The following is a 14,711-nucleotide window of genomic DNA, read 5'->3' as shown; positions in this document are numbered from 1 at the left end:
ATTAGTTCTTACGCAGAAGTACGCATCACACCAATAGTATTAAATTCATTTTTCACACTGAGCAAACGGGGGTCATGAAGCAAAACATTTGACCACAAATCATTCTCTTTAATTAATTGTTGCCAGCGCTTTTCATATTCTTTTTTACCATAAACAGTGTAAATTAACGGCAAAATAACACCATTGATTTTGTTAGTGTTAATATTTGCCAGTAACTTCATAATGTCATTTTTTATAGATGCGCCATAGATCAGAAACTTCGTATAAAGCGAGTTAACGCAGGTGTAATCAAGACCATGTTCGGGTTCAAGTTTAAGCAATAAACTTTTGGCTTTGTCATTATGTCCTTTCAGTGCCATGAACATAGCCAGAATAGATGTAATAATTGGATTGTTACAGGTGTTTTGACTGTTAAGATTTAATGCAAAAGATATCGCGTTATCGAGTGGTGATGTATAATAAAGTATAATTAATTTAAGAATGCTTATGCCCATTTTATTGGGTTCAAGAGCAATGCTTTTTTCTATTAGATTAAATGCTCTTGCAAGGTCACCATTCAAAAAACATAGCAGAGACTGATAATAATAAACGTCTGGCGAATTAGGTTTGAGTAAATGTGCTTGTTTAAATAGCACATTAGACACTGAATGTTCATCTTTTAGCCCACTGATTAAACCCAGTAAACCCAATGCCTGAGAATTTGAAGGGTTAATTTCCAGAGCCTTTTCAATGGAGGTTACTGCCGTAGTTATTGCTTGTTTTTGTTCACTGATTCCAAGGAGTGCTAATGATATATGGCATTCCGCCAGGCAACAGTAGGGCAAGGTATTTTGCGGTTGCGTACTCACACAATCTCTAAATATTACTAATGCTCGTTTCAAACTTTCTGGTGTATAACGGTACATTTCCATCCTGCCATTCATATACATAACAGCAGAATCCAGAGATGGCATTTGTTGTGTATTAATGGATTTAAAATTAATGTTGGGTATTTTTTCAATAAGAATATTAATTACTTGTGATAATAGCACGGAAAGAGGATTGTCGGGGTTGAAATCAATACTTTGATGATCAATCAATTTATGCGTTCTGGCATGGATTAACTCAATAAATAAACGCCAGTTTTTACCATAGTGAACGACCTGACCCATAATATAATATTCTGGACCTGTTTTATTGATAAACTGATGGATAGTGGAGAAATCACTGGCCTCATTGGTTACCGAAGCGGGTAAAATATCTAAACCACAAAAAGCATATTTTGAAAGGCCCTGGACCAGTTCGTAATGGAGTTTTAGAACATTGATCGAACCTTCAGTACGAAAGGGAAAAACGGCAAGAGTGGTGGTCGACTTTACCGGTTCATTATCGGTTACAATCACAATGGGGACAGTAAAACGGTATCCACGACCATAGACCGTTTCGATATACTTACACTGTTTATTCTCATGCAAAAGTTTACGTAATGCATAAATACACCGTGTTAAAGATTCATCACTAGCAACACTCGCGCTCCAGACCTTATCGATAATCTCTTCTTTGCTAACAATTTCACCGTCAGCATTAAGTAATAGAATTATAACGCCAAGTTCTTTCGGGGGAATATGATATTCTTTATTTTTGAATAATAATATTCCATTGTTTTTTAATACAAAGTCGCCAAATATATATTGTTGTGTATTATTTTTTCCATGTTGCAGTTGCATAGAACGCTCCTTCCATTTTCTCTATTCATAGTATTAATTTGATCTGTCTAAAATAAAGTATTGGCAGAATTGCTCTATCAAAAAACGCTCATTTTGTAAGATTGTGATGAAAAAATGAATGAAAGGTGATGCTTAATAATATGAAACGCTGGTCCCATTTTACGGGACCAGATAGTGGACGATAATTGTAGGTGTTACTTAATCAGAAACGTAAATAATCTTTCGCTGAATCAAACAACGCAGTAATGGTTGAAGATAATAATTTGATAATCGTATCGTAGGTAGAGTTGGCTGTACTGTATTTAGTCGTGATAACCTGTACGTCGGTTTTCATGTTTTCTGCCTGGCTGTTATAGCCCGCCAGCCATGCCTGGTATTCAGCCGTGCTTATTTCGTAGCCGGTGAATTCTTTAGATATATTTTTTTCCTTCCCTTTATCATCCCTGTGTACCATTGAGTCTGAAGACTGACTCATACTGTCAATAATCTGAGGGTTGGGAATAATAACATACAGACCGCTACCTTGTGGTTCAACTTCGACAATCGGAGAAGGTGTGCGGTGTTTGGGATCGGGTGGAATGACCGGAAGTCCTAAAGCGGCGCACCATTTTTCTGCTTCTTCCAGTGGAACACCAATTTTGTCAGCAGGTGCCGGAGGGTATAAAACATAGTCTGGATTGTAGTGATAATGAAAGTCACCATTAGGATATTTATCGATATAATAAAAATGCATCAAAGCCTTTTGAAATGCATTGACATCAAAAACTATCGCATCGCCTTTTTTATTAGAGTGAGTCCATTTTCCCATATTGCTTTGGATATGTTCACTGAAGTCCTGCCAGTATGCGCTCATTATCTCAACGCTATTTGCATAGATTTCGAGGTAGTCGCTACCGAGCACACTCATCAAATCAGCAATATCACTGCATATATATTTATCACTTTTAAATTCGCTTGAACTACTGGCCGTTAAAGTACTGCTGGTTGCTGAACTTCTCATTTCAGGCGCAAAACTATCTAAAGAAGCGATAGTGTGAGTTAAGGTTCCTTTGGTCGTTGCCATTGCACTTGTCCTGGTTGTGTTGTGAGCAACGTTAGCCAGCGTTTTTCTCACAGAGTTATGCAGGGCAAATATTTTAGCGGGATCCTTTAATTTTCTGTCAATAGTATTAACATTTTCTGTAAGCTGCAGAACGTTTTTTATCAGCAAATAACTTTCGTGTAAGAGCGCGGATCCTTTCTCTGACAGGTTCTCAGTTGGGAAATTTCTGAGCATGTTTTTAACGAAGTTAAGTTGTATGTCATGCTGGCATTTCCAGACTTCATTTCGCGGGCTACGTTCACTGACTAAAGTTGATAGTTTCTCAACATCTTTCTTGAGCATAGCGCCAATATTATTATCCTTACTGGCGCTGTTATGCAAATTTCCCTCGCTTTTGCTGTTTACCAGTTGATGAGGCTCCTCACTTTGCGAGGATGCCTCTTTAAGAGGAATGTTTGCGTTCTGCTGGCGTAGAATATCTATATTTAAATTATTATCTTTATTAATCATGTGTCATTCCTCCTTAAATATAATTAACTATTATTGCAATTATTTATGAGCGAATGCCTTGAACGATAGCACTATCAGTATCAATAATGGTTTGTATTATTTGCTGTAATAAATTGAGTGCCTGATCTCTTCCTTGAACATCACGATTAATTTGATCCAGATAGCTACTCATAACTGAATGCATAACATTTTTAGCCTGCTCAACAATGTCTTTTTCTGCATGAGTAGTGCTTTCTAGAATTCTAAGTGATGCTTGAGTTGATTGATTAGCAAGCTGTGAAAGTACATCTGCTTTACCTATAGTAAAATATTTATTATATTTTCTGTTATGTTTTATACTAATACGCTCGTTTTTATCTCTAATCTTTTCTTCCGTAGTTTCTTTTTCTTTATCGTAATATTTCAGAATTTCTTCTTTTTGTTCTTCATTAAGAGTTGTATCTTTCGTTGTTGTTTTTATTTCTTCATCTATTTGCTTGAGATAAGCTTGTTGATCTTGTACTTCCCTTTTTAATCCTCGCTGTGTTTTATCATCAGTTCCACTGATAGTGTGCTTCTGATCAGGTGTAAGGGTTTGCATCTTTTCGGGATGGCTTCTGAAATTTGCTACAACAGATGCTGCAGCTCCAGCTGCGCCAACTGTTGACCCGGCAAGAACACCAGCCGAACTTGCCATTGTGGCGTGTACGGTTTCTGTTTTCTGATACTGGACTAGTTGTTCAAAAACGTTGCTCATAATAGCCTCAGACATAGCAGAGGCTTTATACATTGATGTGAATACCCTTAAAAATTCCTCCATAACAGCCTGTTGTCGCATGGTCAAATTATCTAGCATATCAAGGATATTATATTTAGATATTTTAATAGAACTCTGTTCTGCAGAACTGCTTGATTGACTGGATGAAATTGTAGCTTGGTCAAGGTCACCCCTCAAATTATCTAGCGTATTCCTTGAGTAATTAAGATTATCCAATAGTTTTACTCTTAGTTCCGGACAGACTTCTCTGTCTGTATTTTTTAATATTATAAACTGAGAGCTTATGTCATGCTTAATATCTTTAAGGTTATAGTATTGCACAATTTTATTATCATTTGGTATGTTGTTTTCTTTACCATAATCTCTATCAAAGGTTGTTTTATCGAGATTGTTAATATTATGTATGCTGGTCGCATTTTTAATTTCATAGGTGGCCATGTTAAAACCCTCTTATACGATAGAATGGGAAGCAAATTTTAAGGCTTCAGTTCGGTGTTGTAATACTCTTACCATCTGACTTACCTCTTGTTCGACGGTTTTATCCACCCTTTGCAATACTGAAAGCATTTGTTCACGCGTTTTTGATAGATTACTCATGTCCTGTTGTAAAATTGCCATGTCGGCAGAGTTTCCAGCAACAAAACAATTCATCGTCGATGTTGCTATTGCACAGATGAGTAAGCCTATTTTCTCCAGGCCATTACTTATTTTGGCAATCAACTTCAACACTACGGCTGATGCTTGTAGCACGCTGCATACGCTGTCTAATACCTTTATAATATTTTTTGAAACTGAATTAATAATTGATTCAATGGTTGATTTGATAGTGTTTGTTATTTCTTTTGTGACTTCTTCGGCGGCTGTTTTTGATAATGCAGAAACAACGGCCCCTATTGCTACAGAACATATTACAGCTGCACCGATCATTACTGTCGCCATGATAATAGAAGCGGCTGCACTTGCGTAAATATTTTTAACCAGATCAATCGTATTTTGATCGACACCAATAACGTCCAGAAGCGCAGTGATTGCGAGCAGAGTGGGATCAACTGTTTTAATAGCAGCCGAAAGACCTTCAACAACTTTCCCTAAAATCCAGCCGGTAGCCGTGGTACCCAGAGCGATTTGACAAGTGATATCAACACCTAATACCACTGCGCCCGCTATTCCACCAATAAGCGCCAGTGCACCCGCAATACTTGAACCACCACTAGGAACTGCAGCAAGAAGACCAACAACAATTAGGATTGCGCTCATGGCAATGGTAACTACAGTTACACACTCATTAACGATTTTTAAAACTTTAGTCGTGGTAGTATATTTACGCGCTGTTTCATTGAGTTTATTTTCCCTGACATGGTTAATCTCTTTCATTACCTCAGATTGATTTTTAATAGAGTCGCAATTGGTATCACCAATAACTTCCATTACTGAGGTAATCAAAAGGATAAATGTGGCTGTCGCGTTTCTGTTTTTCTGGTTTTCCTGGGTCAGGCAAATATTGGTAGTAAAGTTATTAATCTGTTCTTGCTGTTGAATTTCGTCAAAAATTTCCATACTTTGGCCGATCGCAGCATCAGCATCCATAATGGCTGTATTTAACGATTTCTCAGCTAACGATTTTTTTTGTAATGACAGCGTGAGTGTTTTCTCAGCCGCATTTTTTTGCGTCAGTACTTTATTATATTGCGGATCGCCAGGTTGCAGTTGCGACAGCTCTTGATTCAATGTATTGACTTTTTTCTCCAGCGATTGCACCTTTTTATCGACCGCATTGTAATTATTGTTGGCCTGATGCATGATATCGTCAGCTTTTTGCGCAGAATCTAATGAGGATGCATAGGCGTCGCTTAATTCACGAAACTTATTATGTGCCATTTCGTGTCGAAGCAGGGTGCTGTCAAGGTTATTATGCAATCGTGTTGTAATATCCTGATCGGCAATGCCTGTTAAATTACCCAAAATCATTGTCAGGCGGGCATCATTCGTCTTTGCTGTAGTGGCGTTGTCTGAATCTGAAACCTGCATTGCAGGCGGAGCAAGCATAGGTTTATTTTCAAGACGAGCGCGAATATCGTTATCAAGGGATTTCGGGTTTTTATTAAGCCGCATGGGATCAACTTGCGTTTTGCTGCTGTCCTGCAGTCTTTTTTCCGCATCGCTATACTGTGTACGCAATGTTTCGCTGATTTGTTCAAACGTGATCGTTTGTCCCGTGATCGGTGCCGACATAATTCACCTCCTTTTTAAGCTATCATCGGGTGTAATTAATTCTTTTTTATTTAACTCATGGCAGATCTTTATTCCCATCTAAAATGGCATCAACGGGAAAGTAAGTAATGTGTTTATTGTTGTTTTTCTCATTTATTTTATCGCCATGGTTATTTTTTAAATCAACCGGGGCTTCCTCATGATATTTCCTGGTTAACTCTTCAGGCGTAAAAGAAGCGTTTTTTCCGTTTATGTTCATTTTGCCGACTCACTCTGTTTGAACTTCCTCTTCGGTATTGGCTGTCAAAAGTTCAAGATAAGCAGTAGCCATCTCTTTAACTTTTTCGTTTTGGCTGTAGGTTACGACTGTATTAAATAACTCCGTGGCCATTTTAGTGTTTTTTAAACCCATCTGGCATTGGCCCATATAATAAACCAAAGAGAAATCGTTATCGGGAGATAGCATTAAACAGATATGATACATGTCGAATGCCTTTTGATAATCTTTCTTCAACTGACAAACGGCGGCATATCCTTTTAAGTAGTTATAATTTTGGAAATCATAAATACAGAGAAATTTAAAAAAGAGTTCAGCTTCGTCAAGTCTTCCTTTTTCATAAAAGTTATAAGCGTAAGCATAAACGCCTTCAAGGGTATCCGGAGTAATGCCATGCAGTTCTGCAAGCGTTGCTCCCATACCTAGTGCACGTTCGAACTTACTGGCAATTTCTTTATTTTCTTCTAAATCCAGATTTGCGCTTTCCATCTCTACTCTCTCCTTTCGAACATTCTTTGTTCAGACTTCACCATTTTTTAGAGGGTGGTGATATCAAAATTCGCTCATTTTTATGCCCATCCGTTGGGCTTCCTTTTCTGCATTAAAAACAAGTATTGTTTCAATGAGATAAGATTTGCTATGTGATGAAATGAAAATAATGTAGAGGGAAATTTATCCACAATCCTGATGAACTGGTTCAATTTTGATTGGAATTTGAAAAAGCAGGTGATTTACTGATGTGCGAGCTTAAGTCAGCGGCTGCTGGCCTGAGCGCGGAGGTGTGCGAAATTTACATATCCGGGCATTCCACCTTACCCAGCGCTTCCCAGTAGTTATTCTGATTATTACGCTCCATCGCCACAATAGCTTCACGGATATGTTGTTTGTTACTCTCATCAGACAACATTAATTTTTCCCACGCTTCGTCTGATAATGACGCCTGTGGCGTGCAAATTTTACGTAAATCTTGCAATACCGTGGTTTTCTCTTTTGCCGACTGTAGCGAACTGAATGGCGACTCGGCCTGAGAAATGGCTGGAAAAGTCAGGAATACGGTAATCATGAGTAGCATCGTTAGCTTCATAGCGGCAACCTTCTGCAAATGTGCATCGAATGAAGCATAAGTGTAGTTTGCTTTTGCCGCTCTCATCATGCTGTACGAAAGGTGTTTGCGTGGTCAGTAAGAAGTGCCAGTTTTTTATACCTTTTTCTTCTATTCGATAGCTTTTCGTTTTTTAAATCGTAGTGATCTTGCCATTATAGTCAGTTAATGATTAAAAAAAGGATAAAAAATGAAACTGACAACACATCATCTACGGGCGGGGGCCGCATTATTGCTGGCAGGAATTCTGCTAGCAGGTTGCGACCAGAGCAGCAGCGATGCAAAACACATTAAAGTTGGCGTTATAAATGGCGCAGAACAAGATGTCGCGGAAGTCGCTAAAAAGGTGGCAAAAGAGAAATATGGCCTCGATGTTGAACTGGTAGGTTTTAGCGGTTCGTTGCTACCGAACGATGCGACAAATCATGGCGAGCTTGATGCGAACGTCTTCCAGCATCGACCCTTTCTTGAACAAGATAATCAGGCGCATGGTTATAAACTGGTAGCGGTGGGAAATACGTTTGTCTTCCCCATGGCGGGTTATTCCAAAAAAATCAAAACCGTGGCGCAAATAAAAGAAGGCGCGACAGTGGCGATCCCCAACGATCCGACCAACCTTGGTCGCGCGCTTTTACTGTTGCAAAAAGAGAAGCTAATTACTCTGAAAGAGGGAAAAGGGTTACTACCTACCGCGCTGGATATAACCGAGAATCCTCGTCATTTGCGGATTATGGAACTCGAGGGGGCGCAGCTCCCGCGCGTACTGGATGATCCCAAAGTTGATGTGGCGATTATCAGCACCACTTACATTCAGCAGACCGGGCTTTCTCCGGTGCACGACAGCGTATTTATTGAAGATAAAAATTCGCCGTATGTGAATATTTTGGTGGCACGGGAAGATAATAAGAATGCAGAAAACGTGAAGGAATTTCTGCAATCTTATCAATCACCCGAAGTCGCAAAAGCGGCAGAAACCATCTTTAACGGTGGCGCGGTGCCTGGCTGGTAATTCTCACTCATGCCGCGCTGGACGATTTATTTTTCTGGCGCGGCGACGGGAATCCATTGAAATCAAAATTACCGATGACAGAATCAGCAGCGTTCCCAGCCAGTCCGGCAATGTGAACGTGATCCCCAGCAACAGCAAAGAGAGCAGCGCGCTACTTAATGGTTCTGCACAGCTTAAAATGCTGGCTTTTGGACCGCCAATTAATTGTGCTCCTTTCAGGTACAGGCTAAATGTCAGAGATGTACCAATGACCACCAAATAAAAAAACGCCAGAATCAAACTGCCGTTAACGACAAAGTTTGTTCCTTGTCTGGCATAAAAAGGCAACAGAATCAGACCGCCAATCAGCATACTCCAGCCGACGACTGGTAACGTGCCATAGCGGGCAATCAGCGTTGAGGGATAGGTGGTATAGAATGCAGCAGCAAATGCCGAGGCAATGCCCCAGAATAACGCGGCAGGAGAGATCGATAATGATGTCGGATTACCGTGTGTCACCAATAAAAAAGTCCCGACCAGCGATGTCAAAATAGCGCAAAAAACCAGAATGCCCGGGCGGGATTTACGCACCAGTGAGAACCAGGCGACGATAATCGTCGGTGAGAGGAATTGCAGCACCGTTGCCGTGGCAGCATTCGATTTTTCAATGGTCAGTAAAAAGGTGAGCTGTACGGTTAGCGCGCCAACCACGGAAAAAATGAGCAGACTAATGGCATCTTTGTGATTGTTAATAATAGAAAAGATTTTATCGCCATGAACAAATGACAGCGTCAGCAGAATCAAACCGGCGAATATCAAACGCGTCATAGTCAAAAACTGCGACGACATCTGGCTTTGCTCCATGATGTATTGCGCGCAGACCCCTGAACTTCCCCACAACACGGCGGCAATCAGAACGTTCAGCATCCCCTTTCTGGTGGAACCCATTTTTCCCTCTGCATACTGTTTTGTCGTTTATGTATGCAGGCATGATAGCAAAAATGGCGAGGATGGCTCTGTTTGCGCCACGCCGATTTTTCTTAGCCCAGACTGGTGAGCTAAATATCTTTAATAAACAGCAGGCAAATCATCGCAATACCCAACATCCCTATCGCCAGCCAGAACAACGCGTGGTAGCTCCAGATTTCAACCATAATTCCGTCAACAGAGCCGGCGATAATCCAGCCGACGCGTGAAGTATTTGCATATAACGTTGTCGCAGAGCCTATTTTTTCAGGCATCAGGTCCTGAAAATAAAGCATGCCGATACCACAGAGAATACCAAGGAAGATGGCATTAAGAATTTGCAATTCCAGCTCAACCGCCGGAGTCGTCGCCATGAGTACGCTGGCGTAAAAACACATACCACTCACGATAGCAATGAGCATTAATAGTCGCTTGCCAATACGTTTCATGTAATAGCCTGCGATTAACATCATCGGAATTTCCAGACCGGCAGCGATACCAATCATTTCTCCAGCCAGTTTATCGGTTAGATGTAGTTCATCAATAATAAATAGCGGCATATTTATCATGTAGAGATTATTCGCCGCCCACATCATTGAACAGACCACAAAAAGTAGCCGCGTATCCCGCTTCCTGTGGGTGGAGGGTAAAATTTCTATGGGTTGGGTAACGACAGGAATATTTCTTTGTATTGATGGCAAAAACAACCAGACTATCAGCCCGCAAACAACAAATGCGATGGCAGCGGTGAGATACATCACTTTAAAACTAAATCCCATAGCCAGTTCATAAGCGAGCGGTGGCCCGATAACCCAGGCAAGCGAGATCTGAGCACGTAAAAATGTACTGAACATGACCGTCTCGCGGCCTGTTCTGTCAGCGTGTTCACGGGCGAGGGCGAACATTTGCGGGTTTGCGGTGGAAGCAAAACTACTCAGAAGTACGCCCGTTGAGAGGAGAATGAAGTAGTTGCGATTCCACGCAAAAAGCGTGCAGGCCAGCACTCCAAATAAGCAACATAGCAGAATCAGTAATTTACGGTCGCCTTGTTTATCGGAGTGCCTTGCCAGAAATTGACTGACCAGAATTCCCATAATAGCGCTACCGGTGAAGAAAAAACCTACCATTATAGGACGAGCTTTCAGTTCATCTGCGAGGAATATACTTAAGGTGGGAGTCTGGAGAGCGCCCGCAATACCAGTCAGAAAGGCGACAAGTAAAAATGCCGCGGCAGTGAGATCAAGTATTTTTGATGGAGTGGTAGCCGTTTTTTGCATTCTTCTGAATCACCGGGCGACAAAATATAACTGAGTTACAAATAAGTACCAGTCGAATGAGTATTGTATTAAGAATTTTTGAGTATCGCTGATACAACCAGAAAGCAATGCTAGCGCAATATTATAGGGCCAGCAATTGAGATTATTAGCAAAAGCATGTTAAGAATTAATTACCGAATTTATATATTAATTATAGTAAGGCAATGAGCTATTTTTGATAGTAAAAATAAAACAAGTTGATTTGATATATTAAATTAACAAATTAATCTTGATGGCAGTCTGATTATTGGTGAGGTTTATAGGTCAGTTTTTTTCGCCAGCTGTTAAAGGAATAGAATAGTCGTATAAAAAAGGGGGGTCTGGAGCGTGTAAAACAACATCTTCACCTTAATGGCGATACAGTTGGCTGAGAGTCAGCAGGGGGGCAAATCACCTGCAAATAAACACGGCGCATGCTGGCGCGAATATCGCGGATGCGTTCGAGGACAGAAGAACCGACAGGCGGATTCTTCAGTCGCTCATCGTCCATCACAAAACCTTTGATCAGGTATTCCTGAAGCCGATTGAATATTGAGCAGTAGAAAATCTCTGGATTGACAGTATTACAAGGGGTTGGAGAACGTATGAAGAGGCATTTTGGCGGAAGATCACAGGAGTCGAAATTGATATATAACCATTTGATTCCAATCGTTTATATTTATCAGCTCTAATTCATTTATACACATCCTTATACATATAATATCTATCGATTAATTTTTACACGCATCTTCACGCACGTTAACTCAGGAAAAAAATTTTTTTTCGGAAGAACTGTTCACACTGTTCACCTTTCTGTTTTCTCCTTTTATTTCAGTTGGATAGGTGGTGAATAATGGGTGAAGGGTGAACATTCGATTCTTCACCTACGGCATTCTGCCGGTGTGACTCATACAGGTGATTAATCCTCCGCACTGAAAATCACACAGGAAGAAAAAAAGTTTTTTTGATTTGATTGTTCACACTGTTCACCTTTCGTTTTTTTCTTTTAATTTCAGTGTGATAACGGGTGAATATACGGTGAAGGGTGAACACTGGATTGTTCACCTTCGGGGGATGTCGGGATAAAAAAAGACCGGCAGATGCCGGTCAGGTGGGTCAGGTTGTTGCAGGGTCGTCACATTTTGGCAGCCAGTCGCCGTAGCTTTCCTCTTTCAGCGTCAGGTTGGTCTGTATCCCCTGTTTGGTATGGCGTTTCTCGTAATTCAGTCCGTATTCCTTCAGCATCACCGGCAGCCCCAGCCCGAACATTTTCAGACTGAGTACGTTCCGGTAGCCGTTTGCCTCCATGTAGGCCAGATAGGCGTGATAGAGGTATTTACGGTAATTGCGCGGGATGATACTGGCGTTCCCCATATACATGCCGCTGGTCTGCGGCAGGGTTTCCAGATAGCCGATAAAATCAAACGTCGGGTCGGCATCCCGTTTGATGTTCAGCGCCTCGTCTGAGTTCTGCTGGGACTGAAGCAGTGACCGGGCGAGCATCGGGTCGCTGAACTTCTGCATCAGGTGACGCACGATGACCGCCAGCTCGCGGGTGATTTTGTCCTTAAGCTGCGGGTCGCGCTCCTGCGGGGCTATCTGTTCCGGGAAGTGAATAATCACCCGCCGGCGTGACACGCCGCCGCTGCGGTCGGTGAAGCGCATCGGGTTATTGTTCACGGCCAGAATCACCGCCGGGATATGCGTGGAGTATGCATCCCGGTATTTCGGGTCAACGGACACCGCATCGCCGCCGGTGATGGCCTTGAGTCCGGCACCGTCGCCGCTCCATTTTTCCTGGTCCGGCAGGCGTATCAGTGAGAAGCCAGTTAACGCGGCACGTTCACGCGGGGATTCCAGCGTCTCAATGGTGGCCGATGTGGCGTTATCCTCCCCGGCCAGCAGGGTGGCTATTTCGGCCATGATACTTTTGCCGCTGCCGCCGGGACCGGTCACCTCCAGAAAGAGCTGCCAGTCGTAGCGGTTTGCGAGCACCATAAACAGTGCGGCCAGAATCACGTCGCGTTTTTCCGCACGACCACCGGCAGCACGGTCAAGCCAGCGCCAGAACGCGGGAGCGTGGGTTTCCAGCGTTTCACCGTCCACCGGCGGGGTGAAATCCACATCGCACAGGGTGCGCATCCAGTGTGACGGACTGTGCGGGTGGAACGTGCCGTTCTGCGTGTCGAGCACGCCGTTACGAAAGCCAATCAGGCGGCGGGAGGGGGCTTCCTGCTGCGGAATAATCAGCTTCAGGGTGTCCACCACGGAGGCCACCTTCCCGGAGGAGAACGGCGCACGCAGCCGCTGAAACAGCCCGGCCACATCCCGGGCAAAGTCCTGTGGCGGCAGCACCTTCCAGACACCATTTTCATAGCGGGACAGAAGCTGGCCGTTGGCATCGACCGCGAGCGCCTCGCCGTAATGCTCATAGATACGCATGGCCTTTTCGCTGGTACTCATGGCGGAAAACTCTGCTTCGCTCATGGTGTCGAACGGGCTTTCAGCCGGTGGCCGGATGGCATCGTAAATGGCCTTACGGGTGGCCTCCCCGCCGTACTGCGTGAAGGCATCATTCCAGTCACCGAAGACCGGCGGCAGGGCAACAACGCCCTCACACGCATCTGCGGCTGCGGCGGCTTTTTTCTGGCCGTCACCGCTGAGGTCACGGTCTGCGGCAAGGACAATCTGACAGGCCGGATGCTTCTGCCGGGCAAGGCTGGCCAGAGAAAGGAGGTTCACGGAAGAAAGCGCCACCATCACCGTTTCACCGGTCAGGTGATGTACGGTAAGTGCGGTCGCGTATCCCTCCGCTATCCACAGACGTTTTCCGGCCTGATTCTGTCCTTCAAGGGTGTGACAGGTGCCCCTGACCTGTCCGCCTTTCAGGGTGCGCTTACGGCCGTCAGCACTGATTAACTGAAGGTTAACCAGTTCGCCGCTGTCGTCATACAGTGGCACCACAAGGTCACCGGCGCGCCAGCTCACGCCACCGGCTCTGTGTGTGCCGGTCAGCATCCGGCATTCCCGGCCGGGAAAGCCCTTGCGGGTCAGGTAGGCGTTACCGGTTCCGGGACGGGTTTTCGCCATCAGGGTTTGTGCCAGTGCGGCGGCGTTCTTCCGGGCAGCGTCTGTTTCAGCAACGGCGGCGGTCGTCACTGCCGGGTCAGCCGGTGGCAGGCTGCCGGTCACGGCAGCCACCTTTGCGGCCGCGTCGGACGGGGAAACACCAAACACCTTTTCAACCAGTTTCAGGCCGTCACCGGCACCACACTGATTGCAGTACCAGGTGCCGCGCCCCTCCCTGTCATCAAAACGGAAGCGGTCACTCCCGCCACAGACCGGACAGGGCTGATGACGGTTTTTCAGCACCTGAATCCCCAGCGCCGGGAGAATACGCGGCCAGTGGCCGAGCGCATGGCTGACGGTGGCGGTTACGTTCATTTTCATGGTGTTGTTCTCCTTCAGTGCAGTACCGGCGCTTTTATGTGACGGGCACAGAGTTCATCCATCACAACCAGCCCGAGAAAGGACAGCGACGGCGCGGCCTTCAGGGGGCCGGATTCCATTAAATCTTCCAGCAGGGCACAGGCTATCTGACGCCCTTTTTCCTCACCGTGCTGGCGCAGATAAAAGCCTTCCAGCTCAGCGGCGATGGCCGCCTCCAGTGATTCAAGGGTGAGATGCGGGTAGCGGTGCTGACGTTCGCACACGGTCAGCCAGGCACAGGCGACAGCGCGACGGTAAAGGGCAGCGCGTAAGACGGGCGGTAAGGGTGTTTTCATTTGCTTTCCTCCCTGTGACAGATGACTGCATTCTGTGCCGGTTGCATTAACTGATAAGGCATATCTGCGTCT

12 protein-coding genes and 1 pseudogene are annotated in these 14,711 nt (G+C 44.1%); 1 reads left to right on the top strand and 12 read right to left on the bottom strand.

Annotated elements, in window-relative coordinates; all coding sequences use genetic code 11:
• Positions 1-8 precede the first annotated feature (8 nt).
• The 7 genes from eilA to yicS all read right to left on the bottom strand — a co-directional run bounded on the left by eilA (position 9) and on the right by yicS (position 7,587).
• Positions 9-1,706 (bottom strand): HilA family transcriptional regulator EilA, encoded by a 1,698-nt coding sequence (gene eilA, locus HUZ68_RS22775; RefSeq protein WP_022646290.1) that lies wholly within the window; start codon positions 1,704-1,706, stop codon positions 9-11.
• A gap of 202 nt (positions 1,707-1,908) precedes the next feature.
• A complete protein-coding gene (locus HUZ68_RS22770) occupies positions 1,909-3,258 on the bottom strand; it encodes an IpaD/SipD/SspD family type III secretion system needle tip protein (protein ID WP_033815320.1) in 1,350 nt (449 codons plus the stop codon).
• A 43-nt stretch (positions 3,259-3,301) separates the two neighbouring features.
• The gene (locus HUZ68_RS22765) at positions 3,302-4,453 is read right to left on the bottom strand and encodes a hypothetical protein (RefSeq protein ID WP_021578104.1); all 1,152 of its coding nucleotides are present in this window, start codon (positions 4,451-4,453) and stop codon (positions 3,302-3,304) included.
• A 12-nt stretch (positions 4,454-4,465) separates the two neighbouring features.
• Positions 4,466-6,247 carry a YopB/SseC family type III secretion system translocon subunit gene (locus HUZ68_RS22760; protein ID WP_021578103.1) on the bottom strand — a complete coding sequence of 594 codons (1,782 nt, stop codon included), beginning with the start codon at positions 6,245-6,247 and terminating at the stop codon, positions 4,466-4,468.
• A 55-nt stretch (positions 6,248-6,302) separates the two neighbouring features.
• Positions 6,303-6,485: a hypothetical protein gene (locus HUZ68_RS22755; RefSeq protein WP_033815319.1), complete on the bottom strand. Its 183-nt coding sequence runs from the start codon at positions 6,483-6,485 to the stop codon at positions 6,303-6,305.
• Between the two features lie 9 nt (positions 6,486-6,494).
• Complete coding sequence (locus HUZ68_RS22750) at positions 6,495-6,992, bottom strand: SycD/LcrH family type III secretion system chaperone (protein WP_000443173.1); 498 nt, start codon at positions 6,990-6,992, stop codon at positions 6,495-6,497.
• A 301-nt stretch (positions 6,993-7,293) separates the two neighbouring features.
• On the bottom strand, positions 7,294-7,587 hold the full coding sequence (gene yicS, locus HUZ68_RS22745; protein ID WP_001626280.1) for a protein YicS: 294 nt from the start codon (positions 7,585-7,587) through the stop codon (positions 7,294-7,296).
• Positions 7,588-7,795: 208 nt separating this feature from the next.
• Between yicS and nlpA the strand changes: the two genes are divergently transcribed.
• Positions 7,796-8,614, top strand: coding sequence for a lipoprotein NlpA (nlpA, locus tag HUZ68_RS22740; protein ID WP_033815318.1), 819 nt, complete (start codon positions 7,796-7,798; stop codon positions 8,612-8,614).
• Positions 8,615-8,617: 3 nt separating this feature from the next.
• Here the strand turns inward: nlpA and HUZ68_RS22735 are convergent, their stop codons facing one another.
• The 5 genes and pseudogenes from HUZ68_RS22735 to HUZ68_RS22715 form a co-directional block, all read right to left on the bottom strand.
• A complete protein-coding gene (locus HUZ68_RS22735; protein WP_000535960.1) occupies positions 8,618-9,541 on the bottom strand; it encodes a carboxylate/amino acid/amine transporter in 924 nt (307 codons plus the stop codon).
• Positions 9,542-9,651: 110 nt separating this feature from the next.
• Entirely contained in the window at positions 9,652-10,836 is a 1,185-nt protein-coding gene (locus HUZ68_RS22730; protein WP_001172864.1) for a sugar efflux transporter, read from the bottom strand.
• Between the two features lie 397 nt (positions 10,837-11,233).
• A pseudogene (gene rhuM, locus HUZ68_RS22725) lies at positions 11,234-11,395 on the bottom strand (RhuM family protein); the annotation flags it as partial.
• A 575-nt stretch (positions 11,396-11,970) separates the two neighbouring features.
• Positions 11,971-14,304 carry a primase-helicase zinc-binding domain-containing protein gene (locus tag HUZ68_RS22720; RefSeq protein ID WP_097462978.1) on the bottom strand — a complete coding sequence of 778 codons (2,334 nt, stop codon included), beginning with the start codon at positions 14,302-14,304 and terminating at the stop codon, positions 11,971-11,973.
• 14 nt (positions 14,305-14,318) lie between these two features.
• Positions 14,319-14,639, bottom strand: coding sequence for a DUF5375 domain-containing protein (locus HUZ68_RS22715; RefSeq protein ID WP_000856729.1), 321 nt, complete (start codon positions 14,637-14,639; stop codon positions 14,319-14,321).
• Between the last annotated feature and the right edge of the window lie 72 nt (positions 14,640-14,711).

It is taken from the genome of Shigella dysenteriae (genome assembly GCF_022354085.1).
In the GTDB taxonomy this organism is placed as follows: domain Bacteria; phylum Pseudomonadota; class Gammaproteobacteria; order Enterobacterales; family Enterobacteriaceae; genus Escherichia; species Escherichia coli.
The sequence above is the reverse complement of the archived record's forward strand: the minus strand, read 5'-3'. Positions and strand labels throughout refer to the sequence as shown.

What these genes read in the sequence shown, in the direction of transcription:
- eilA (WP_022646290.1), bottom strand. Translation starts at nt 1,706, where the DNA reads ATGCAACTGCAACATGGAAAAAATAATACACAACAATATATATTTGGC.
- HUZ68_RS22770 (WP_033815320.1), bottom strand. Translation starts at nt 3,258, where the DNA reads ATGATTAATAAAGATAATAATTTAAATATAGATATTCTACGCCAGCAG.
- HUZ68_RS22765 (WP_021578104.1), bottom strand. Translation starts at nt 4,453, where the DNA reads ATGGCCACCTATGAAATTAAAAATGCGACCAGCATACATAATATTAAC.
- HUZ68_RS22760 (WP_021578103.1), bottom strand. Translation starts at nt 6,247, where the DNA reads ATGTCGGCACCGATCACGGGACAAACGATCACGTTTGAACAAATCAGC.
- HUZ68_RS22755 (WP_033815319.1), bottom strand. Translation starts at nt 6,485, where the DNA reads ATGAACATAAACGGAAAAAACGCTTCTTTTACGCCTGAAGAGTTAACC.
- HUZ68_RS22750 (WP_000443173.1), bottom strand. Translation starts at nt 6,992, where the DNA reads ATGGAAAGCGCAAATCTGGATTTAGAAGAAAATAAAGAAATTGCCAGT.
- yicS (WP_001626280.1), bottom strand. Translation starts at nt 7,587, where the DNA reads ATGAAGCTAACGATGCTACTCATGATTACCGTATTCCTGACTTTTCCA.
- nlpA (WP_033815318.1), top strand. Translation starts at nt 7,796, where the DNA reads ATGAAACTGACAACACATCATCTACGGGCGGGGGCCGCATTATTGCTG.
- HUZ68_RS22735 (WP_000535960.1), bottom strand. Translation starts at nt 9,541, where the DNA reads ATGGGTTCCACCAGAAAGGGGATGCTGAACGTTCTGATTGCCGCCGTG.
- HUZ68_RS22730 (WP_001172864.1), bottom strand. Translation starts at nt 10,836, where the DNA reads ATGCAAAAAACGGCTACCACTCCATCAAAAATACTTGATCTCACTGCC.
- HUZ68_RS22720 (WP_097462978.1), bottom strand. Translation starts at nt 14,304, where the DNA reads ATGAAAATGAACGTAACCGCCACCGTCAGCCATGCGCTCGGCCACTGG.
- HUZ68_RS22715 (WP_000856729.1), bottom strand. Translation starts at nt 14,639, where the DNA reads ATGAAAACACCCTTACCGCCCGTCTTACGCGCTGCCCTTTACCGTCGC.